This is a genomic window from Pseudomonas sp. 58 R 3 (genome assembly GCF_900006605.1).
Lineage (GTDB): Bacteria > Pseudomonadota > Gammaproteobacteria > Pseudomonadales > Pseudomonadaceae > Aquipseudomonas > Aquipseudomonas salomonii.
Map to the genome: position 1 here is coordinate 11,368 of NZ_CVTT01000052.1, position 24,744 is coordinate 36,111.

A 24,744-nucleotide genomic window follows, 5' to 3' on the forward strand; every position below is an offset into this window, starting at 1 on the left:
GGTCCACGTGGGAGCGAGCTTGCGCGCTCCCACATTGGCCTCGCGGTGACGCAGCCCCGACTCCCTGCGTGAATTATCGGCATGTCACCCCCGCATTGTCCCGGCTTCCCATGACATACACCTTCTCGTGGATGTTTTAGTTTTCCAGCCCTGTGGAAAGCCCTGGGGCACGTATTCGATCCATCTCTTTTTTAAACCTGACGATAACGGTGTCCTGCCCATGACGGGCTTGGCGCTGCTGCTCAATGCGCGATGCACAGGTTGCAATTGAAACCGGACTTTCTCGTCACTGTTTTCGAATCTTAAGCAGGTCACAACATGCACTTCAGCGAATTGATGGCAGTTCTTTCGACCCACGCGATCCATCTGCAACGTGAGGAGGATGATTTGATCATCCTCGGCGACGATGAGGCGCTTGATGATGGGTTGATCGACAACGTACGCACCCACAAGGCGCAATTGCTTGAGTTGATAACCCGCAACGGGGGGGACTGGTTGAGCCCGGCTTACCGCATTACCCCGCAGATGCTGCCGTTGACCACGCTGGAGCAGGCGACCATCGACCAGATCGTCGACGCCGTGCCGGGCGGGCTGGCCAATGTGAAGGATATCTACCCGCTGGCGCCGTTGCAGGAAGGCATGCTGTACCACCACTTGAGCGCTGAGCAGGGCGACCCCTATTTGCTGCAGTCGCAGTACGCCTTCGACAGCCGCGCGCGCCTGGAGCACTTCATTCAGGCCCTGCAATACGTGATCAAGCGTCATGACATCCTGCGGACCACGGTGGTTTGGGAAAGCCTGGATGAACCGGTGCAGGTAGTGCTGCGCAAGGCCACGTTGAACCATGAAGAACTGCACCTGGATCCGCGCGACGGCGATGTGCTCGGCCAGTTGCGCGCCCGCTTCGATGCCCGCCACTATCGCCTGGACATTCGCGAGGCGCCGATGATGCGCGTGGCGTTTGCCCTGGATTCGCCGAACCAGCGCTGGGTGGCGGTGCTGCTGTTTCACCATATGGCCCTGGACCATACCGCGATGGAAGTGGTGCAGCACGAGATGCAAGCCTTCCTGCTCGGGCAGACCGAACACCTGGGTGAGCCGGTGCCGTACCGCAACTATGTGGCCCAGGCGCTCTTGGGGGTCAGTGAGCAACAACACGAAACATTCTTTCGCGAGATGCTTGGCGACATTGATGAGCCGACGCTGCCATTCGGTTTGCAGGATGTGCAGGGCGATGGCCACGGCATTGAAGAAAGCCACTTGATGCTCGACAACGGCTTGAGCAAGCGTCTGCGCGTGCAGGCGCGGCAATTGGGCGTCAGCGCGGCCAGCGTCATGCACCTGGCACTGGCCCAAGTGCTGGGCAAGGTTTCCGGGCGCCAGGAAGTGGTGTTCGGCACTGTGCTGTTGGGTCGCATGCACGCGGGCGAAGGTTCGGATCGCGCCCTGGGGATGTTCATTAACACGTTGCCGCTGCGCGTGAGCGTGGGTGAGCAAAGCGTACGCAGCGGCCTGAGGCTGACCCATCAGCGTCTCACCGCCTTGCTCCAGCATGAACACGCCTCGTTGGCCCTGGCCCAGCGCTGCAGTGCCGTTGCGCCGCCCACGCCGCTGTTCAGCGCCATGCTCAACTACCGCCACAGTGCTTCAGGCAGCAGTGCCGAGGCCCAGGCGGCCTGGGCCGGCATGCAAGCCCTGGGCGCTGAAGAACGCACCAACTACCCGCTGACCATCAACCTCGACGACTTGGGTGAAGACTTTCACATCACCGTACTGGCCGACGCCGAAATCGGTGCGTCGCGCGTCGCCCATTACCTGCATGCGGCACTGGAAAGTCAGGTAGCGGCCCTGGAACACGCACCAGAAGCCCCCCTGCAAAGCCTGGGTATCCTGCCGGCGAACGAACGTCAACACCTGCTGCAACACTGGAACAGCAGCGACACAGTGTTTGCCGACAGTGCGTTGATTCATGGCCAGTTCCAGGCGCAGGCGGCGGCACACCCCGACGCCTGTGCGTTGGTCTATGAAGGCCGGCACTTGAGCTACGGTGAACTGAACCGCCGCGCCAACCAGGTTGCGCATCGCCTGTTGAGCCTGGGCGTGCACGTGGATGATCGCGTGGCGATCTGCGTCGAACGTGGCCTGGAGATGATCGTCGGCTTGTTGGGCATCCTCAAGGCGGGTGCCGGCTATGTACCGATTGACCCGGCCTATCCGCAGGAGCGCATCAGCTACACCCTGCAAGACAGCGCACCCGTGGCGGTGCTGGTGCAGCAGGCGACTCACGCCTTGGTGGCTGAGTTGTCGGTGCCGGTGATCGACCTGGACGCTGGCGATTGCCGCGCTGAATCGACCGATAACCCTGAGGTGCCGGGCCTGACCGCAGCGAACCTGGCCTATGTGATCTACACCTCCGGCTCTACTGGCCTACCCAAAGGCGTGATGATCGAACACCGCAACGTGGCGCGCCTGTTCAGCGCCACTGAGGCCTGGTTCAATTTCAATGATCAGGACGTGTGGGCCCTGTTCCATTCGTTTGCCTTTGACTTCTCCGTATGGGAAATCTGGGGTGCGCTGATGCACGGCGGGCAGTTGCTGATCGTGCCGCAGCTCACCAGTCGCTCGCCGGACGCCTGTTATGCGCTGCTGTGCAGCGCCGGCGTCACCGTCCTCAACCAGACGCCGAGCGCCTTTCGTTCGTTGATCGCCGCCCAGGGCCAGAGCGAACTCAAGCACGCCCTGCGTCAGGTGATCTTTGGCGGCGAAGCTCTGGAACCGGGGCTTCTCAAACCCTGGTATGCGCGCAGCAGCAACGCCGGCACGCAACTGGTGAACATGTACGGCATCACCGAAACCACCGTGCACGTGACCTATCGTGCCCTTGAAGCGGCGGATGCCCAATTGGTGGGCGTTAGCCCCATCGGCGGGCGCATTCCCGACCTGCAGCTGTATGTACTGGACGAGCAGCGCGAACCCGTACCGGTCGGCGTGGTGGGCGAGTTGTATGTCGGCGGCGCCGGGGTTGCCCGTGGCTATCTGAACCGGCCGGAACTGAATGCCGAACGGTTTATTGCCGACCCTTTCAGCACCCGCGCCGCGGCGCGCTTGTATCGCAGCGGTGACCTCGGGCGTCGCCTGGCCGATGGCAGCATCGACTACCTGGGGCGCAATGACGATCAGGTTAAAATCCGTGGTTTCCGCATTGAGTTGGGCGAGATCGAAGCGCGCCTGGCTGCCTGTGACGGTGTGCGCGAGGCCGTGGTGATTGCCCGTGAAGATGAGCCCGGCGACAAACGCCTGGTGGCCTACGTCATCGCCCGCGACGGCGCCGAACCATCGGCCGCCGAATTACGCCAGCAGTTGCTGCTGTCCCTGGCTGAATACATGGTACCGGCCGCCTTTGTGCGGGTGGCGCAGTTCCCGTTGACCACCAATGGCAAGCTCGACCGCAAAGCCCTGCCGACGCCGGATGCCGACGCGTTGGCGCGCCGGCAATACGCGGCCCCCGAAGGTGAGGTAGAAGCCACGATTGCCGCGATCTGGCAAGACTTGCTCGGGGTCGAGCGCGTGGGCCGTGAGGATCACTTTTTTGAACTGGGCGGTCACTCACTGTTGGCCGTCAAGCTGATCGAGCGCATGCGTCAGGTCGGCCTGGGCGCCGATGTGCGCGTGTTGTTTGGCCAACCGACCCTGGCCGCACTCGCGGCCGCCGTGGCCGGTGCGAGCAAGGATGTGGTGGTGCCCGCCCGTCGGGTGCCCGAGGGTTGCGCACACATCACCCCGGACATGCTGCCCCTGGCTGAATTGGACCAGACCGCCATCGACCGCATTGTTGCGACGGTGCCGGGCGGTGCGGCCAACGTCCAGGAAATCTACAGCCTGGCGCCGCTGCAAGAAGGGATCTTGTATCACCATCTTGCCGCTGCCCAAGGCGATCCCTACCTGCAATACGTAACCTTCAGCTTCGACAGCCGCGAGCGCCTGCAACGGTTTGCCGCTGCGCTGCAAGGCGTGATTTCCCGGCATGACATCCTGCGTACCGCGGTGGTGTGGGAGCGTCTTGATGAGCCGGTGCAAGTGGTCTGGCGCGAAGCGGAGCTGGGCGTCGACGAGATTCACCTGGACCCGGCCGGCGGCGATATCGCCACGCAGTTGACCGAATGCCTCAACCCGCGTCATCACCGCCTGGATATTCGCCAGGCGCCGATGATGCGCATCGGTTACAGCGAAGATGCGCCGAACCAACGCTGGGTCGCGGTGTTGCTGCTGCATCATCTGGTGGATGACGCCACCTCGCTGCGGATGCTGACGTCGGAGATCGAAGCCCACACCCGTGGCGAAGAAGGGTTGCTGGCGCCGTCCGTGCCGTACCGTAATTATGTGGCGCAGGCACGCCAGGGCGTGAGCCGCGAAGAGCACGAAGCGTTCTTCACCGAGATGTTGGGGGACATTGACGAGCCCACCTTGCCGTTTGGCCTGCAAGACGTGCAGGGCGACGGTCATGGCGTCGAGGAGGTGGTCCTGGAGCTGGATGATCGCCTCAGCCAGCGTTTGCGCGCGCAGTCACGCCAACTGGGTGTGACGCCGGCCAGCCTGTATCACTTGGCATGGGCCCGGGTGCTGGGTGGCCTTTCGGGGCGCAACGATGTGGTGTTCGGCACCGTATTGCTGGGACGTTTGCAGGGCGGTGAAGGTTCCGACCGTGCCCTCGGCATGTTTATCAATACCTTGCCGTTGCGGGTCAGTCTGGGTGAGGCCGGTGTGCGCGCCATGGTCAAGAGCACCCATACACGCTTGACCGGTTTGCTCGGCCATGAGCATGCCTCGCTGGTGCTGGCGCAGCGCTGCAGCAAAATCGCGGCATCCACCCCCCTGTTCAGTTCGCTGCTCAACTATCGCCAGCTCGGCGGTGCAGACGTCTCGGCAGAAGCGGTAGCGGCCTGGGAAGGCATTGCGGTGCTCGACAGCAAGGAGCGCACCAACTACCCGCTGACCCTGTCGGTCAACGACATGGGTGAGGCATTCAGCCTCTCGGTGATGGCCGATGCGGCGATTGGCGCCGCGCGGGTCTGCGGTTACATGCAGTGCGTCCTCGACAACCTTGTGCAAGCCCTGGAGCAGACCCCGCAGGCCTCGTTGCGAGGCCTGGGGATGCTGCCGGCGCTTGAGCGCGAGCACCTGCTGCAGCACTGGAACGCCACCGACAGCCTGTTTGCCGACGCGGCCTTGATCCACCATCAGGTTGAGCAGCAAGCCGCTGAGCGCCCTGACGCGACCGCCGTGCTGTTTGACGATGAGCGCTTGAGCTACGGCGAACTGAACCGGCGCGCCAACCAGGTTGCGCATCGCCTGTTGAGCCTGGGTGTGCGCGTGGACGATCGCGTAGCGATCTGCGTCGAACGTGGCCTGGAGATGATCGTCGGCCTGTTGGGCATCCTCAAGGCGGGTGCCGGCTATGTGCCGATTGACCCGGCCTATCCGCAGGAACGCATCAGCTACACCCTGCAAGACAGCGCACCGGTGGCGGTGCTGGTGCAGCAGGCGACTCACGCCCTGGTGGCCGAGTTGTCGGTGCCGGTGATCGACCTGGATTCGGCGGGCTTGCAAGTCGAGTCAGCGCTGAACCCACAGGTGCCCGACCTCACTTCGGCGAACCTGGCCTATGTGATCTACACCTCCGGCTCTACCGGGCTACCCAAAGGCGTGATGATCGAACACCGCAACGTAGCGCGGTTGTTCAGCGCCACCGAAGGCTGGTTCAACTTCAACCAGCAGGACGTGTGGGCGCTGTTCCACTCGTTTGCCTTCGACTTCTCCGTGTGGGAAATCTGGGGCGCGCTGATCCATGGCGGCCAGTTGCTGGTGGTGCCGCAGCTTACCAGCCGTTCGCCGGACGAATGTTATGCGCTGCTGTGCAGCGCGGGCGTCACCGTCCTCAACCAGACGCCGAGTGCCTTTCGTTCGTTGATTGCCGCCCAGGGCCAGAGCGCCTTGAAGCACTCCCTGCGGCAGGTGATCTTCGGTGGCGAAGCCCTGGAGCCGGGGCTTCTCAAGCCCTGGTATGCGCGCACGACCAACGCCGGCACGCAACTGGTGAACATGTACGGCATCACCGAAACCACCGTGCACGTGACCTATCGTGCCCTTGAAGCGGCGGATGCCCAGTTGGTGGGCGTTAGCCCCATCGGCGGGCGCATTCCCGACCTGCAGCTGTATGTCCTTGACGACCAGCGCGAACCCGTGCCGGTGGGTGTCGTCGGTGAACTCTATGTCGGTGGTGCCGGGGTTGCCCGTGGCTACCTGAACCGACCTGAATTGAACGCCGAACGATTTATCGCCGACCCGTTCAGCGGCCGTGCTGATGCCCGCCTGTACAAGACCGGGGACTTGGGGCGTTGGCTGGCGGACGGCAGCATTGACTACCTGGGGCGCAATGACGACCAGGTGAAGATCCGTGGATTCCGCATTGAGTTGGGTGAGATCGAAGCGCGCCTGGCCGCCTGTGAAGGCGTGCGTGAAGCCGTAGTGATTGCCCGCGAAGACGCGCCCGGCAACAAGCGCCTGGTGGCTTATGTCATCGCGGCCGAGGGCGCAGAGCCATCGGCTACGGCGTTGCGCACTGAATTGTTGGGGTCGCTGGCCGACTATATGGTGCCCAGCGCGTTCGTCATGCTGGCGCGCTTGCCACTGACCACCAACGGCAAGCTTGATCGCAAGGCTCTGCCGGCACCCGACGGCGACGCCCTGGCCCGACGTGAATACGAGCGCCCTGAAGGCGAGGTCGAGCAGACCCTCGCGGCGCTGTGGCAAGAGTTGCTTGACGTGCCTCGCGTGGGCCGCCATGACAACTTCTTTGAGCTGGGCGGTCATTCGCTGCTGGCGGTCAAATTGATCGAGCGCATGCGGCAGATCGACTTGAGCGCGGACGTGCGCGTGTTGTTCGGCCAACCGACCCTGGCGGCGTTGGCGGCGGCCGTCGGTGGCCATCAAGCGTTGGTGGTACCGGCCAACCTGATCGGTCTGGACTGCTCCCGTATCACGCCGGACTTGCTGCCGCTGGTCGACCTGGACCAGGCGGCCATCGACCGTGTCGTCGCCAGTGTGTCGGGCGGTACGCGCAACGTGCAGGACATCTACGCGCTGGCGCCGTTGCAGGACGGCATGCTCTACCATCACTTGGCTGCGCCGCAAGGCGATGCCTACTTGCTGCATATGTTGTTTGCCTTCACCGGACCGGAACCGGTGAACCAGTTTGCCAAGGCACTGCAGAGCGTCATCGACCGCCACGACATCCTGCGCAGCAGTATTGTCTGGGACGGGCTTGAAGAGCCGGTGCAGGTGGTTTGGCGCCAGGCAACCCTGGGCCTGGAAGAAGTGGTGATCGACGCGGGCGACGGTGACGTACTGGCGCAATTGCACAGTCAGTTCGACCCGCGCCATTACCGCCTGGATATGCAGCGTGCGCCACTGATGCACCTGGCCTATACCCAGGACAGTGCCAACCAGCGCTGGGTGGGCATTCTGTTGTTCCACCACATGATGCTCGACCACACCGCGCTTGAGGTGCTGATCGAGGAAGTCCAGGCCAGCCTCAAGGGCCATACCGAACACTTGGCGCCGTCGATTCCGTATCGCAACCATGTGGCACAGTCGCGCCTCGGTGCCGATCGACAGGCCCATGAACGCTTCTTCACTGACCTGCTCGGTGATATTGACGAGCCGACCCTGGCGTTCGGCCTGCGCGATGTGCAGGGCGATGGCAGCGGTGTCGAAGAAGCCCACCTGATGCTCGACAGTCAATTGAGCGCGCGCCTGCGTGAGCAAGCGCGTCTGCTCGGGGTCAGCGCTGCGAGCCTGATGCACCTGGCCTGGGGGCAGGTGTTGGCGCAGGTTGCCGGGCGTGACGAAGTGGTGTTCGGCACGGTGTTGCTCGGCCGCCTGCAAGGCGGTGAAGGCGCCGGCCGTGCCTTGGGGCTGTTCATCAACACCTTGCCCCTGCGGGTCAGTGTCGGTGAGCACGGTGCCCGCGAGGCGGTGCGTGTCACCCACGAACGCCTGTCACAATTGCTTGCCCATGAACACGCGTCTTTGTCCCTGGCTCAGCAGTGCAGCGGCCTGCCGGCGGCGCAAGCGCTGTTCAATACCTTGCTCAACTATCGGCACAGTGCGCCGGTCGAGGCTACAAGTGCGGACATCGCTGCCTGGGATGGCATCCAGGCCCTGAGCATGGAAGAGCGCACCAACTACCCGCTGGTGTTGAACATCGATGATTTTGGCGCAGGCTTCCAACTCAATGCCCAGGCGCTGGAAAAAATCGGTGCGCAACGGGTTTGCGGCTTTATGCAGACGGCCCTGGCGCAATTGGTCAACGCATTGGAAGAAACGCCCCAGCTGGCCTTGAGTCAATTGTCGGTGCTGTCTGCCGCCGAGCGTGAGGCGGTGCTGGTTGATGTCAACGTCACCGCCGTGCACTACCCCGAGCCGCAGACCATCCACCGGCTGTTCGAGGCGCAGGTCGAGCGGCAACCGGATGCCACGGCGGTGTGCCAGGGTGACCAGCACATCACGTATCGCCAGCTCAACCAGCGCGCCAATCAGTTGGCCCACCGCCTGCTCGAAGAGGGGGTGCGCCCGGATGACCGCGTGGCCATTTGCGCGCGGCGCAGCCTTGAAACCCTGGTCGGCCTGGTGGCGATCCTCAAGGCCGGCGCGGCGTACGTGCCGATCGACCCGGCGCACCCGCAGGAACGCATCGCCTACCTGTTGCAAGACTGCGCGCCGGTGCTGGTGCTGGCGCAATCCAATACCCGCTCATTGCTCAGCGACACGCCATTGCCGGTGATCGAGCTGGACAGTGATCAATGGCATCGCCGTCCGACACTTGACCCGAACGTGCAGGGCCTGACGTCGGCGAACCTGGCCTATGTGATCTACACCTCCGGCTCCACCGGCTTGCCCAAAGGGGTGATGGTGGAACACCGTACCCTGGAAAACCTGGTGCATTGGCATTGCCACGCCTTCAACCTGCACGCCGGTAGCCAAACCTCCAGCGTCGCCGGGTTTGGCTTTGACGCCATGGCCTGGGAAGTCTGGCCAGCCCTTTGCGTGGGGGCGACCCTGCACCTGCCGCCGGCCAAAGAGGGCAGCGAAGACATCGATGCGCTGTTGCATTGGTGGCTGGCACAGCCGCTGGACGTGAGTTTCCTGCCGACTCCAGTGGCGGAATACGCGTTCAGCCAGGACCTGCAACACCCGACCCTTAAAACCTTGCTGATCGGCGGCGACCGCCTGCGTCAGTTCAGCACGCCGCAGCGTTTTCAGGTGGTCAACAACTATGGTCCGACCGAGGCTACGGTGGTTGCCACTTCCGGCCTGATCAACCCCGGCCAGCACCTGCACATCGGCAAACCCATCGCCAACACCCAGGTCTACCTGCTCGACGAGCACCTCAAGCCTGTGCCAAAAGGCGTGGTCGGTGAGCTGTACGTCGGTGGTGCCGGTGTGGCGCGTGGTTACCTCAACCGCCCGGAACTGAGCGCCGAACGGTTCCTGCGTGACCCGTTCAGCCAGGATCCGTCGGCGCGTCTGTATCGTACCGGCGACCTGGCACGCTGGCTGGAGGAGGGCGCCCTGGACTACCTGGGCCGTAACGACGACCAGGTGAAAATCCGTGGCGTGCGCATCGAACTCGGCGAAATCGAAAGTCGCTTGAGCGAGTACCCGGACGTCAGCGAAACCGTGGTGCTGGCGCGTGAAGGACGCCTGGTGGCGTACTTCACCGAACACCAGCCGGTCGACCGTCAAGCCCTGCGCAGTGCGTTGCAGACGCAGTTGCCGGAATACATGGTGCCAGCGGTGTATGTGCGCCTGGACAGCCTGCCGCTGACCGCCAATGGCAAGCTGGACCGCAAGGCCCTGCCGGTTCCCGATCAGGAGGCATTACTCACGCGCGGCTACGCAGCGCCCGAGGGTGAGGTGGAAATCGCCCTGGCGCAGATCTGGAGCCAGGTGCTCAAGGTCGAGCAGGTCGGGCGCGAGGATCACTTCTTTGAACTGGGCGGCCACTCGTTGCTGGCCATGCGCTTGATCTCCCAGGTACGCCTGCACTTGGGCGTGGAGCTGGACCTGGCGGCGCTGTTTGCGCACCCGCAGCTCTCGGCACTCGCGCAGGTAGTGGCCAAGGCGGGGCGCAGCCACTTGCCGGCGATTGTGCCGGTGTCCCGCGAAGAATCGTTGCCGCTGTCGTTTGCTCAGCAACGCCTGTGGTTCCTGGCACAGATGGACAATGCCGCAGCGGCCTATAACATGCCGATCGGTCTGGGCCTGCGTGGCACACTGGACGCCCTGGCGCTGGAGCGCGCACTGGCGCAGATCGTCAGTCGCCATGAAGTGCTGCGCAGCGCCTTCGTGGTGGACAATGATGAACCGCAACTGGTGTTTACTCCGGTCGAAGGTTCGTTCGTACTGGAGCAGGATGATCTGCGCGAGCAGGCCGACGCCCCGCAGCAATTGCAGGCACTGACCGAGCATGAAGCACTGGCGCCGTTCGACCTGGTCAACGGCCCGCTGCTGCGGGCGCGCCTGGTACGCCTGGGCGATGAACACCATGTGTTGCTGCTGACCGTGCACCATATTGCTGCCGATGGCTGGTCGATGGGCGTGCTGACCCGCGAAATGGTGGCGTTGTATGGCGCCTACAGCCAGGGCCTGGCCGACCCGTTGCCGCCGTTGGCGTTGCAATACGCCGACTTTGCTGTGTGGCAGCGCCGCTGGTTGAGTGGCGAGGTGCTGCACAAGCAGAACCTGTATTGGCAGCAGACCCTGGCCGGCGCGCCGGCCGTGTTGACCCTGCCCACCGACCGCCCGCGTCCGGCGCAGCAGGACTTCAGCGGCGCGGTGCTGCCATTGCAGCTGGATGCGCCGTTGAGCGAGGGCCTCAAGGCACTCAGCCAGCGGCATGGCACCACGTTGTACATGACCCTGCTGGCGGCGTGGGCTGTATTGCTGAGCCGCTTGTCCGGGCAGGATGAAGTGGTCATCGGCTCGCCGGTAGCCAACCGCAATCGGGTCGAAGTGGAGAGCCTGATCGGCCTGTTCGTCAACACCCTGGCGGTGCGCATCAATGCCTCGGGCGAACCGACGGTGCAAACTTTGCTGGCGCGGGTCAAGACCCAGGCGCTGGGCGCGCAGGCGCATCAGGACCTGCCGTTCGAGCAAGTGGTGGATATCGTCAAGCCGGTGCGCAGCATGGCCTACAGCCCGCTGTTCCAGACCATGCTCACCTGGCAGGGCAGCGAGGGCGCGGCCCCGGCATTCGGCGACCTTATAGTGGAGGGCGGCGGCCAGATCAACACGGCGGCCAAGTTCGACCTGTCCCTCGAATTGAGCGAAGCCCAAGGCCATATCATCGGTTCCCTGAGCTACGCCACGGCGCTGTTCGATGAGGCGACACTCGTGCGTCACCTGGGTTATTTCGAGCGCCTGTTGCAGGCCATGGTCAGCGATGATCAGGGTGTGCTGGCGCGCGTGCCGCTGCTCGATGAACCGGAGCGCCAACAACAACGGGTCGCGCTCAGTGGCCTGCGCACACCGCTCAACCCCGGCACCGTGCACAGCCTGTTTGAAGCACAGGCCGTGCGCACCCCGCAAGCACTGGCCGTGCAGGCGGGTGATCACTCGCTGACCTACCGCGAACTCAACGAGCGCGCCAACCAACTGGCCCATCATCTGCGCCAGCTCGGCGTACAACCGGATGCACGTGTAGCGATTTGTGTCGAGCGCAGCCCTGCGTTGATCGTCGGTCTGCTGGCGATTCTTAAGGCCGGCGGCGCCTACGTACCGATCGACGCGAATTACCCGCTGGAACGTATTCACTACATGCTGCAAGACAGCGCTCCGGCGGCGTTGCTGGTGCACGGCGTGACCGCACAGCTGGCCTGCGCGCCGGGGCTGCCGGTGGTCGACCTTGACGGTGGCGATTGGCGCGAGCACGCCCTGCATAACCCGCAGGTGGCCGGGCTGAGCCCGACGCACTTGACCTACGTGATCTACACCTCGGGCTCCACCGGTCAGCCCAAAGGCGTGATGGTCGAGCACCAGGGCGTGGTCAACATGCTTGGCTGGTACCTCGAAGACGTCGGGCTGGACGCCAGCGATGCGGTGCTGCTGCTGACCTCCCACAGCTTCGACCTGACTCAGAAAAACATCTTCGCCAGCCTTGCGGTGGGTGCCACCTTGCACCTGGCGGACAGCCCGTTTGATCCGGCGAGTATCGTGCGCCAGATCGGCGAGCAGGCGATCACCCACATCAACCTGGCACCGAGTGCGTTCTATGCGCTGATCGATGCCGACCAACAACAGGTGTTGAGCGGCCTGCGCAGGGTGGTCCTGGGCGGTGAGCCGATCAAACTGTCGCAGTTGGAAAAACTACAGGCCCCACGCCCGCTCTTCATCAACAGCTATGGCCCGACAGAGTGCAGCGACGTGGTTGCGTGGCACGCGGTCGACGCCGACCTTTCGAGCTATGGGGCGAGCGATATTCCCCTGGGCCGGCCATTGCGCAACCTGACGCTCTACGTGCTGGATGCCTACGGGCAACCGATGCCGACCGGCAGCGTCGGTGAGCTGTACATCGGCGGCGCCGGTGTGGCGCGCGGTTACCTCAACCGTGAAGAACTGACGGCCGAGCGTTTCCTCGACGACCCGCACACCACCGGCGGGCGCATGTACCGCACCGGCGACCTGGCGCGCTATCGTACAGACGGCACGCTCGACTACCTGGGGCGCAATGACGACCAGGTCAAAATTCGCGGCCTGCGCATCGAGCTCGGTGAAATCGAAGCCTTGCTCGCGGCCTGTCCCGAGGTCATCGAAGCGGCAGTACTGGTGCGTGATGAACGCCTGGTGGCGTACTTCACAGGGCAGGCGCCAAAGGTCGAAGACCTGCGTACCTACCTGCAAGGCGCATTGCCGGAGTACATGGTGCCGTCGGCCTATGTGCAGCTCGCGGTATGGCCGCTGAGCCCCAACGGCAAGCTGGATCGCAAGGCGCTGCCGGCGCCGGGCCTCGATGCGGTAGTCAGTGGCGTGTATGAATCCCCCGAGGGCGAGCTTGAAACCACGCTGGCGCAGATCTGGCAGGATTTACTGGGGTTGGAGCAGGTCGGGCGCCAGGGGCACTTCTTTGAATTGGGCGGGCATTCGCTGCTGGCGATGCGCTTGATCTCCCAGGTGCGCCAGCGGCTGGGCGTGGAGTTGAGCCTGGCCGAGTTGTTTGCCCAGCCGCAACTGGCCGCGTTGGCTCAGGTGCTGGCCCAGGCGGCGCGCAGCACCTTGCCGGCCATCCTGCCGGTGCCTAGAGACCAGGACTTACCGCTGTCGTTCGCCCAGCAACGTTTGTGGTTCCTGGCGCAGATGGAAGGCGCCAGTACTGCCTACAACATGCCGATTGCCCTCGGGCTGCGGGGCCACCTGGATGCCCAGGCGCTGGAAAGCGCGCTGGCCTCCATCGTGGCGCGTCACGAAGCCCTGCGCAGCCGGTTTGTGCAACACAACGATGAACCCCTGGTGTGTATTGACCCGCCGGAGCAGGGGTTCGCGCTGCTGCGCCTGTCAGTCGACAATGATGTCGCGTTGCAGGCGCATATCAGTGCCGACGCGCTGGAACCCTTCGACCTGGAGCGAGGACCGTTGATTCGGGCCTGCCTGTTGCAGCGTGCCGACGATCACCATGTGTTGCTGCTGACCATGCACCACATCGTCTCCGATGGTTGGTCGATGGGGGTGCTGACCCGTGAACTGATGGCGCTGTACGAGGCGTTCCGTCTTGGCCACGCCGATCCGCTGCCGCCGTTGACCCTGCAATACAGCGACTTTGCCGTATGGCAACGGCGTTGGTTGAGTGGCGAAGTCCTGCAGCAGCAAAGCCAGTACTGGCAGCAAGTGCTCGCCGATGCGCCTGCACTGCTGATGCTGCCCACCGATCGCCCACGGCCGGCTCGCCAGGACTACAGCGGCGCCACCTTGAGCCTGCTGCTCGACGTCAACCTGACCGCCGGCCTCAAGGCCCTTAGCCAGCGCCACGGCACCACGTTGTACATGACCATGATGGCGGCGTGGGCCGCGTTGCTCTGCCGGTTGTCCGGCCAGGATGAAGTGGTGATCGGCTCGCCGACCGCCAACCGCATGCGCGCCGAAGTCGAAGGGCTGATCGGCCTGTTCGTCAACACCCTGGCGGTGCGTATCGGCGCCGGCGAAGACTGGAGCGTGGCAGCCTTGCTGGCCCATGCCAAGGACCGCACGCTGGCGGCGCAAGCCCATCAAGACTTGCCGTTCGAGCAAGTGGTGGAGGTGCTCAAGCCGGCGCGCAGCCTGGCCCATAGCCCGGTATTCCAGACCTTGTTGACCTGGCAGAACAGCGACGGCCCAAGCCTGGTGATGGGCGACTTGCAGTTCGAAGGGGTTGGTCAGGCCAGCAGTTTTTCCAAGTTCGACCTGTCATTGGACCTCAGCGAAGTGCAGGGCCACATCACCGGCGCACTGGAGTACGCCACCGCGCTGTTCGACGAGACCACGATGCAACGTTATCTGGGCTATTTCGAACGCCTGCTGCAGGCGATGGTCGCCGATGACCAGGCCCGGTTGGCACACATCCGGTTGCTGGATGAAGAGGAGCGCAACTACCTGCTGCACGACCTTAACGCCAACCAGGTGGCCTATCCGCACGACAGCACCATTCACCAGTTGTTCGAGGCCCAGGTCGAGGCGCATCCGCACGCCATCGCCGTGGCGTTCGAACAGCAACTCCTCAGTTATGCCGAGTTGAACCGCCGAGCCAACCGCCTTGCGCACCAGTTGATCGGCCTTGGGGTCGGCCCGGATGACCGCGTGGCAATCTGCGCCGAGCGGGGCGATGAGGTGCTGGTGGGCCTGCTCGGGGTGCTGAAGGCCGGCGCCGCCTATGTGCCGCTGGACCCCAACTACCCGCCGGAGCGCCTGGCCTACATGATCGCCGACAGTGCGCCGTCGGTGGTGCTGAGCCAGCGCAGGCTGCTGGAGCGCCTGCCGGCGCTGACGATTGCGCACGTGCTGCTCGATGCGCCGCATACGGGTGCCGAACACAACCCACAGGTACCGGGCCTGACAGCTCGTCACCTGGCGTATGTGATCTACACCTCGGGTTCGACCGGCAATCCCAAGGGCGTGATGATCGAGCACCGTGGGCTGGTCAACTACAGCCTGGACGCCGCGCGCTTGTTCGGCTTGACCGCGCAGGACACGGTGCTGCAACAAAACACCCTGAACTTCGACCTGTCGGTGGAGGAGATCTTCCCGGCCCTGCTGGCGGGCGCAACCTTGGCGCCGAGCCGCCATGTCTTTGGCAGCGAAGCCGCGAAGGACCCGGCGATCACGCCCACCGTCCTGCACCTGACGGCGGCGCACTGGCACACCCTGGCCGCCGAATGGCACCACACGCCGCACCAGGCCCAGGCGCATTTGCAGCATGTGCGCTTGATCAACGTCACCGGTGATGCGCTGTCGGCGCAGAAGTTGGAGCTGTGGGACGAAGTGCGTCCGGCCCATACCCGCCTGATCAACACCTATGGCCCGACGGAAGCGACGGTGTCCTGCACCGCGGCCTACGTGACCCATAGCGCGGACACCAACGGCAACACGACCATCGGCAAACCGATGGCCAACACCCGTATCTACCTGCTGGACAGCCAGCAGCAGCCGGTGCCGCTCGGTGTGGCGGGGGAGATCTTCATCGGCGGTGAGGGGGTTGCACGCGGTTATCTGAACCTCGACGTCATCAGCGCCGAGCGCTTTATCGCTGATCCGTTCAGCACCGCGCCGGCTGCGCGGATGTACAAGACCGGTGACTTGGCGCGCTACCTGGCCGATGGTTCGATCGAGTACCTGGGCCGCAATGACTTCCAGGTCAAGGTGCGCGGCTTCCGTATCGAATTGGGCGAGATCGAAGCGCGCCTCGGCAACTGCGCCGGGGTCAAGGAAGCGGCTGTGATTGCCCGCGAAGACCTGCCCGGCGAGAAGCGCCTGGTGGCCTACGTGGTACCGCACGCCGGGGTCAGCCTCACGGCGGCCGGCCTGCGCAGTTACCTGGCGCCGTTACTGGCCGAATACATGATTCCGTCTGCGTTCGTGACCCTCGAGGCTTTGCCGCTGACGCCTAATCGCAAGCTCGACCGCAAGGCCTTGCCGGCCCCGGATCAGCTGGCGGTGGCCAGCCGTGATTACCAGGCGCCCGAGGGGCGTATCGAACGCAGTCTTGCGCTGATCTGGGCGCAGGTTTTGCAGCTGGAGCAGGTCGGTCGGCATGACAACTTCTTCGAGCTGGGGGGCCATTCGCTGCTGGCGGTCAAACTGGTGGAGCGCATGCGCCAGGAAGACCTTCGGGTCGACGTCGGCGCCTTGTTTACCCACCCGACCCTGGCGGGGTTGGCCAAGGTCGTGGGCAGCCGCCGTGCACTGGCCATTCCGGCCAATGGCATCACCGCCGCGTGCCAACGGATTACCCCGCAGATGTTGCCGCTGGCCAGCCTCGGCCAGGACGAAATCGATAGCCTGGTCGCCAGCGTGCCGGGCCAACTGGCCAACGTGCAGGACATCTACGGCATGACGCCGTTGCAGGAAGGCATTCTCTACCACCATTTGCTTGCCGATGAAGGCGACGTTTACCTGGAGCAGGCGACGTTCAACTTTGACAGCCGCGAGCGCCTCGACGCCTTTGCCCAGGCGTTGCAAGGCGTGGTCGAGCGCAACGATATCCTGCGCTCGACCATGCGCTGGGAAGGCTTGAGCGAGCCGGTGCAGGTGGTGCTGCGCCATGTGCCATTCGCACTCGAAGAGATCAGCCTGGAAGGCGAGGGCGACGCCGCCGCGCAACTGCGTGAGCGCTTCGACCCGCGCCATTTCCGCATGGACCTGCACGACGCCCCGCTGATGCGTCTGGTGTGTGCCTATGACGGCCCGCAACAGCACTGGTCCGCGCTGTTTATGTTCCATCACATGCTGTTCGATCACGTCGCCATGGACATCCTGCAATACGAGTTGCAGGCGTTCCTTTCGGGCCAGGAAGCCCGCCTGAATGCACCGGTGCCGTACCGCAACTACGTGGCCCAGGCACGCCTGGGCATGACCGAACAGGAGCATGAAGCGTTCTTCAGCGCGATGCTGGCGGACATCGACGAACCGACCCTGCCGTTCGGCCTGCACGATGTGCAAGCCGGGGGGGCCCTGGAACTGGCGCAACTGCCCGTGGAAGACAGCCTCGGTCAGCGCCTGCGCAGTGCTGCGCGGCAACTGGGCGTGAGTGCCGCCAGCCTGATTCATGTGGCATGGGCCCAAGTGTTGGCGCATGTCTGCGGCCAGGATGACGTGGTGTTCGGTACGGTGCTGATGGGCGGCATGCAGGGCGGCGAACGCGCCCTGGGGCTGTTTATCAACACCTTGCCGCTGCGCGTGAGCCTGGGTGCCGAAAGCGCGCAGGCGGGGGTCAAGGCTACCCATGCCCGCCTGAGCACGCTGTTGAGCCATGAACACGCTTCCCTGGCTTTGGCGCAGCGTTGCAGCGGCGTGGCCGCGCCGGCACCGCTGTTCAGCGCCTTGCTCAACTACCGTCACAGTGTCGGCGCAGCCTCCAGTGAGGACATTGCCGTATGGGCCGGTATCCAGGCCCTGGGCGGTGAAGAGCGCAGTAACTATCCGCTGTCACTGGACGTCGATGACTTTGGCCAGGCCTTTGCCCTGACCGTGCAGGTCAGCCCGGACATCGGCGCGCAGCGCGTATGTGCCTATATGCACGGCGCGTTGGACAGCCTGGTGGACGCATTGGATCGCACCCCGAACGCTTCACTGAGCAGCCTGGAGATTCTGCCGCTGGTCGAGCGTCGCCAAGTGTTGCTGGACTTCAACCAGACCCGCACCGACGACGCCCAGGACCAACTGATCCATGGGTTGTTCGAGCAACAGGTACAGCGCAATGCCGATGCCATCGCGCTGGAGTTTGACGGCCAGTCGCTCACCTATGGCGAGTTGAATGCCCAGGCCAACCAGTTAGCCCATCATTTGATCGCCCTCGGCGTGCAGCCCGATGACCGTGTAGCCATCGCCCTGGAACGCGGAACACAGATGGTGGTGGCCTTGCTCGCCAGCCTGAAGGCTGGCGCCGCCTACGTGCCGCTCGACCCGGCCTACCCGCCACAACGCCTGGCCTTCATGCTGGCCGACAGTGCGCCGCGAGTGTTGCTCAGTGAGTATGCGGTACTGCCGTTGCTCGGTGCGCTGCCACAGGCGTTGCACGTGGTGACCTTGAACAGTGCGCTGCAACCCTGGCGTGAGCTGAGTGAGCACAACCCGCTCGCGGCTGAACGGGGGCTCGACAGCGGGCACCTGGCCTACGTGCTGTACACCTCCGGCTCCACCGGTACGCCCAAAGGCGTGATGATCGAGCATGCCGGTCTGTGCAACGAGATCCGTGCCATTCGCGGCTTGACCGGCCTGACGGCGGGGGATCGTGCACTGCAATTTGCGACCATCAACTTTGATGCCTCCATCGAGGAGATCTTCGGTGCGCTGACCTGCGGCGCCACCCTGGTGCTGCGCAGCGCTGCCTGGTTGAATGATGCCGCTCAATTCTGGGCGCTGGCGGCGCAGGCGCGTCTGTCAGTGATCAGTCTGCCTACGCGGTTCTGGCAGGGCCTGGCGGACGACCCTGTGACCGCCATTCCGAGCTCCGTGCGGGTAGTCGTGGTGGGTGGTGAAGAACTGAGCCCGGAAGCGGTGCAGCACTGGTTCCTGCGCAGCGGGCATACGCCACGCTTGCTCAATACCTATGGCCCGACCGAGGCCACGATTATCGCCACCGCCAATGAGGTGTTCGCAGCCAACCCGCACCCACGCGCCATTGGCCGTCCAATTGCCAATACCCGTGTGTATGTGTTGGATGCCCATGGCCATCCGACTGGTCTGGGAGTGGCCGGTGAGATTCATATTGCCGGTGCCGGCCTCGCACGAGGCTATCTCAACCAACCGCAACTGAGCCGCGAGCGCTTTCTGGCCGACCCGTTCAGCGATGCACCAGGCCGAATGTATAAAACCGGTGACCTTGGCCGCTGGCTGCCGGACGGCACGCTGGAGTACCTGGGGCGCAATGATGACCAAGTGAAAATCCGAGGCTTCCGCATAGAACTGGGCGAAGTCGAAAGTGCGCTGCTGGCTTGCGAAGGTGTGCGCGCGGCGGTGGTCATGGCCCGGGATGACAGCGCGGGGCAGGTCAGCGGCAAGCAGTTGGTGGCCTACCTGTGCGGGACGCCGGTTTCGATCGAGCAACTGCGCGAGGAGCTGCTGACTCACTTACCGCAGTACATGATGCCCAGTGCCTATGTGCAGTTGGACAGCTTGCCGGTAACGCCCAATGGCAAGCTGGACCGCAAGGCGCTGCCGGCTCCGGAGCAGGTGATGCTCAGCCGCGACTACGAAGCCCCGGCGGATGCGCTGGAAGCTCGGTTGGCGAGCCAGTGGGCCCAGGTGCTGAAACTGCCACGAGTGGGGCGTCACGACAGCTTCTTTGAATCGGGCGGGCACTCGCTGTTGGCGATTCGCCTGGTCAGCCTGTTGGCTCAAGCACAGGTGCAGGTGACGTTGGCAGAGTTGTTCCAGCACGCCAGCGTCGCGTCGATGGCGGCGCTGTTGCGCTTGCGCACCGATGCGCCGGCGCTGGAACAGGGCCTGGTCACCGTGCGTGCCGGGGGCACGCAGGCTCCGCTGTTCCTGGTGCACGAGTTCAGCGGCTTGAATGTGTATTTCCCGGCGCTGGGCCAGCATCTGGACGCTGATATTCCGGTGTACGGGCTCGAAGGCGTGGCCTGGGGGGCGCCGCAGTTGCAGACCATGCAATGCCTGGCCTCCCGGCATATCGACCTGATGCGCACGGTTCAACCCCACGGCCCTTACCGCCTGGCCGGTTGGTCGTTCGGCGGGGTACTGGCGTACGAAATCGCGGCGCAGTTGATCGGCATGGACGAGGAGGTGAGCTTCCTCGGCTTGCTCGATACCCACGTGCCGCGCCTGGTGGACCAGGGCAAGGCGCGCTGGTCGGTGGCCCATGCCCATCACTTGCATCTGCTTGAACAGTGCCGGGCTTTTTGCCAGGCCCAGGTGCCGGTGGACAGCCACGCGCTGGCGACCCTGGCACAGCTGGAGCGCGAAGCCGAGCAACTGGACTTCAACAGCCTGTTGCAACGCTGTCGCGACGCCGGCTTGTTGCAACCGCAGTTGGCGGCACTGTCACGTGATGGGTTGTGGGCTTACCTGGATCGTGAAGTCGCCCACGGCCATGCGCAGGCGCATTACAACCTGTTCGCGCTGAATATTGCGGTGCATTTGTTCACTGCTGAACAGCGTACTGATGACGCTTCACGCAGCAGCGAGACGCTGGGCTGGGATCAGATCGTGCCGGCCGCGTTGCTGCACCGCATTAATGTACCGGGCGATCACCAGAGCATGATGCAGGCGCCGCACATCGCGGCCCTGGGCCAGGCCCTCGGCACAGCCCTGAGTGCCTTGCCGGCGGCCACGAACCAGGCGCTGCATCAGCCGCTGCTGACGATCCAGAGTGGGCAGGCCGGGCGTGCACCGATCTTCTGCATCCCTGGGGCCGGCGACAGCGTTACCGGCTTTATCGGGCTGACCGATGCGTTTGGGCCGGATTGGCCGATCCATGGCCTGCAACCCCGTGGGCTGGACGCCAAATCGGTGCCCCATAGCCGTGTGGAATCGGCGGCGCAGGCGTATCTGGTGGCGCTGGAACAGCAATGCCCGGTCGGGCCCGTGCATCTGCTGGGGCATTCGTTTGGCGGTTGGGTGGCGTTCGAAGTCGCGCTGCGCCTGCAGGCGCTGGGACGTGAAGTGCTGTCCCTGACCCTGGTCGACAGTGAGGCTCCTGGCGGCACCGGCGTGGCCGGCAAGCCGTACACGGCCACCGGTGTATTGCTGCGGCTGATCGAAACCATGCAACTGGCGGCCGGAAAACCCTTCGGGATTGATCCGCACGTGTTTGCCAGCCTTGACGAAACGGCGCAACTGGCGGCGTTGCACGGCGCCATGGTGCGGGTCGGCATGCTCTCGGCACGCTCGACCCCGGATGTGATGTACGGCCCGGCGCGTACCTTCGGTGCCGCGCTGCGCACGGTGTACCAGCCACGCTCGCGCTTCAACGGCCCTATACGCCTGGTGCTGGCCGAGGATCCGACTCTGGACGCCCAGGGCAATCAGCGCGAACAGGCCGGCATGATCGAGGGGTGGAGCCGGCATACCGATCACCTGGAGACCTGGTATGGCCCAGGCAACCATTTCACGTTGCTCAAGGCGCCGTATGTTTACAGCTTGGCGTCCTGGTGGCACGACGGGCTGGTCGTGCCGGTCGGCAAGGTGACCTCATGACCTGTGGCAGAGGGGGAGCCGGCACGGGCGCTTGCGCCCTTACCTGAAGCAAGCAATCACGCAACTCAGCGCGAGCCCGGCAACTGGTCGGGCCTACCTTTCAACGTATTAGTGGTCATCTATGGAAAAGTCGAAGTTTCGCAAGATTGTCTGGGGCGTGGGTCTGGCCGTTGTTGCCGGCCTGGTGGTCTATTCGGTGCAGTCGCCGGCCGAGCCGCCGCAGTATCTGACTGCCAAGGTCGAACGGGGCGAGATCGAGAATTCGGTGCTGGCCACCGGGATTCTGCAGGGGGTCAAGCAGGTGGATGTCGGTGCGCAGGTCTCCGGCCAGTTGAAGTCTCTTAAGGTCAAGCTTGGCGACAAGGTCAAGAAGGGCCAGTGGTTGGCCGAGATCGACCCGTTGGTGCTGCAGAACGCGCTGCGCCAGGCCCAGGTCAACGAGGAAAACCTCGACGCGCAACGCAGGGCCACGGCGGCCCAGGTCGCCCAGACCAAATCGGTATGGGAGCGTTACCGCAGCCTGCAATCGGATGCCGCGATCTCCAAGCAGGATTTCGAGACCGCCGAATCCAACTACCTGGTGCAGAGCGCCAACCTGGTGGCCCTGGACGCACAGCTGAAAAATGCGCGGATCCAGATCGACACCGCCAAGGTCAACCTGGGCTACACCCGTATCGTCGCGCCGATTGACGGTGATGTGGTCGGCATTGTCACTCAGGAAGGCCAGACCGTGATCGCCGAACAACTGGCACCGGTGCTGCTGAAACTGGCAGACCTGGACACCATGACGATCAAGGCTCAGGTATCGGAGGCGGATGTGATCCATATCCAACCGGGCCAGGAGGTGTACTTCACGATCCTGGGCGAAGCCAACAAGCGTTATTACGGCAAACTGCGCGGCACCGAGCCGGCGCCGCAGAACTACCTGGACACCCAGGCCGCCGGCACCACCAAGCAGAACACAGCGGTGTTCTACAATGCCCTGTTCGACGTGCCTAATCCGGAACATCGCCTGCGGATCTCGATGACCGCGCAGGTGCGCATCGTGCGGGACACCGCCAAGGATGTGCTGATGATGCCAGTGGCTGCGCTGGGCAAGCGCAATGCAGACGGCTCGTACGTCGTGCGCGTGGTGGATGAGACTGGCCACGCCCAGGAGCGCAACGTGCAGGTGGGAATCAACAATAACGTCAAGGCTCAGATCAAGGATGGCCTGGTGGAAGGTGACAAAGTCGTTATCGGTGATCCGACCCCAGCCGTGGCGGGGATCTGACAATGACCCAAGCATTGTTGGAGCTCAAAGGCATCAGCCGCAGCTTCGTGGCGGGTGAGAAGGCGTTCATGGCCCTCAAGGATGTCAACCTGACCATCAACGCCGGGGAAATGGTGGCGATCACGGGGGCCTCAGGCTCAGGCAAATCGACGCTGATGAATATCCTTGGCTGCCTGGATTACGCCACCGATGGTAGCTACACCATCAGCGGTCGCGAAACCCGCGACCTGGCGGACCAGGAACTGGCCGAGCTGCGCCGTGATCACTTCGGGTTTATCTTTCAGCGCTACCATTTGCTACCGCACTTGAGCGCGATGCATAACGTCGAGATGCCGGCGATTTATTCCGGCGTACCGGAAGGGCAGCGCCACAGCCGTGCCAAGGAACTGCTGGCGCGACTCGGCCTGGCCGGCCACCTGGTCAACCGCCCCAGCCAGTTGTCCGGCGGGCAACAGCAACGGGTGAGTATCGCGCGGGCCCTGATGAATGGCGGCGAGGTCATTCTGGCCGATGAACCGACCGGCGCACTCGACACCGCCAGCGGCAAGGAGGTGATGAACATCCTTTTGGAACTGCACGCGGCAGGGCACACGGTGATCATCGTGACCCACGACGCCAAGGTCGCTGCGCACGCCGAGCGCATTATCGAGATGCGCGACGGTGAGATTGTCAGTGACCGGCTCAATGAACGGCCCGGGGTCGAACTGGCCGAATCGGCCAATACCAAGGTTCGGGCCAAGCCGGGGCGGCGTCTGGTGGCGAGCCTTGGGTTGTTCAAGGAAGCGTTTGTGATGGCCTGGGTGGCGCTGATTTCTCACCGCATGCGCACGCTGCTGACCATGCTCGGCATCGTGATCGGCATCACCTCGGTGGTGTCGATCGTGGCCATCGGTGAAGGCGCCAAGCGCTATGTACTGAGTGACATCCAGGCGATCGGCAGCAATACCATCGATATCTACCCAGGCACCGACTTTGGCGACAGCCATGCCTCAGCCATCGAGACCCTGGTGTTATCCGATGTCACGGCCCTCAGCCAGTTGCATTACATCGACAGCGCCACGCCAAATGCCGGGCGCAATCTGTTGCTGCGCTTTGGCAATATCGACGTGGATGCCACGGTCAACGGCGTGAGTGCCAGCTCGTTCCAGGTCCGTGGGATCAAGATCGCCGAAGGCATCACCTTCAGTCAGGACGACGATACGCGCCAGGCTCAGGTGGTGGTGATCGACCACAACACCCGCAACCGGCTGTTTGGGCCGAATGTCGAGGCACTTGGCCAAATCATCTTGGTGGGAAACCTGCCGTGCACGGTGATTGGCGTGGCGGCGGACAATAAAAACATCTTCAACACCAGCAAGGCACTGAATGTCTGGGTGCCGTACGAGACCGCCGCTGGCCGCCTGTTGGGCCAGCGTTACCTGGACAGCATCACGGTGCGGATCAAGGACGGCCAGCCGAGCAAGGTGGTGGAAGAAAACGTGACCAAGCTGATGGAGCAGCGCCACGGCACCAAGGATTTCTTTACCTACAACCTCGACAGCATCATGCAAACGGTACAAAAGACCAGCCAGTCGCTGGCCTTGCTGCTGTCATTGATTGCGTTGATTTCCTTGGTGGTGGGGGGCATTGGCGTGATGAATATCATGCTGGTGTCGGTAACCGAGCGCACACGGGAAATCGGCATTCGAATGGCCGTGGGCGCGCGTCAGTCGGACATCCGCCAGCAGTTCCTGGTGGAAGCGGTCATGGTGTGTCTGATCGGTGGGGTGATTGGTATCTCGTTATCGTTTGGCATCGGCTTTGTCTTTTCCCTGGTCATCAAGGAATGGCAGATGGTGTTTTCCCTGGAATCGATTGTCACCGCATTCGTGTGTTCAAGCCTGATTGGCATCATCTTCGGATTTGTACCAGCCCGTAATGCGGCGCGGTTGGATCCGATCGAAGCCCTCGCACGGGATTGAGGCTGGTAAAAAAGCCCGCTCACCTTGACCGGTGGCGGGCTTTTTTGG

3 protein-coding genes are annotated in these 24,744 nt (G+C 63.7%); all 3 read left to right on the forward strand.

Features of this window, described 5'->3' with window-relative positions; translation table 11 throughout:
* Positions 1 to 318 precede the first annotated feature (318 nt).
* The 3 genes from BFP92_RS32285 (at position 319) to BFP92_RS14055 (ending at position 24,696) form a co-directional block, all read left to right on the forward strand.
* Positions 319 to 21,462, forward strand: coding sequence for a non-ribosomal peptide synthetase (locus tag BFP92_RS32285; RefSeq protein WP_065929940.1), 21,144 nt, complete (start codon positions 319 to 321; stop codon positions 21,460 to 21,462).
* 121 nt (positions 21,463 to 21,583) lie between these two features.
* Positions 21,584 to 22,735, forward strand: coding sequence for a macrolide transporter subunit MacA (gene macA / locus BFP92_RS14050; RefSeq protein WP_065929941.1), 1,152 nt, complete (start codon positions 21,584 to 21,586; stop codon positions 22,733 to 22,735).
* A 2-nt stretch (positions 22,736 to 22,737) separates the two neighbouring features.
* Positions 22,738 to 24,696 (forward strand): MacB family efflux pump subunit, encoded by a 1,959-nt coding sequence (locus tag BFP92_RS14055; RefSeq protein WP_065929942.1) that lies wholly within the window; start codon positions 22,738 to 22,740, stop codon positions 24,694 to 24,696.
* The last annotated feature ends 48 nt before the right edge of the window (positions 24,697 to 24,744 follow it).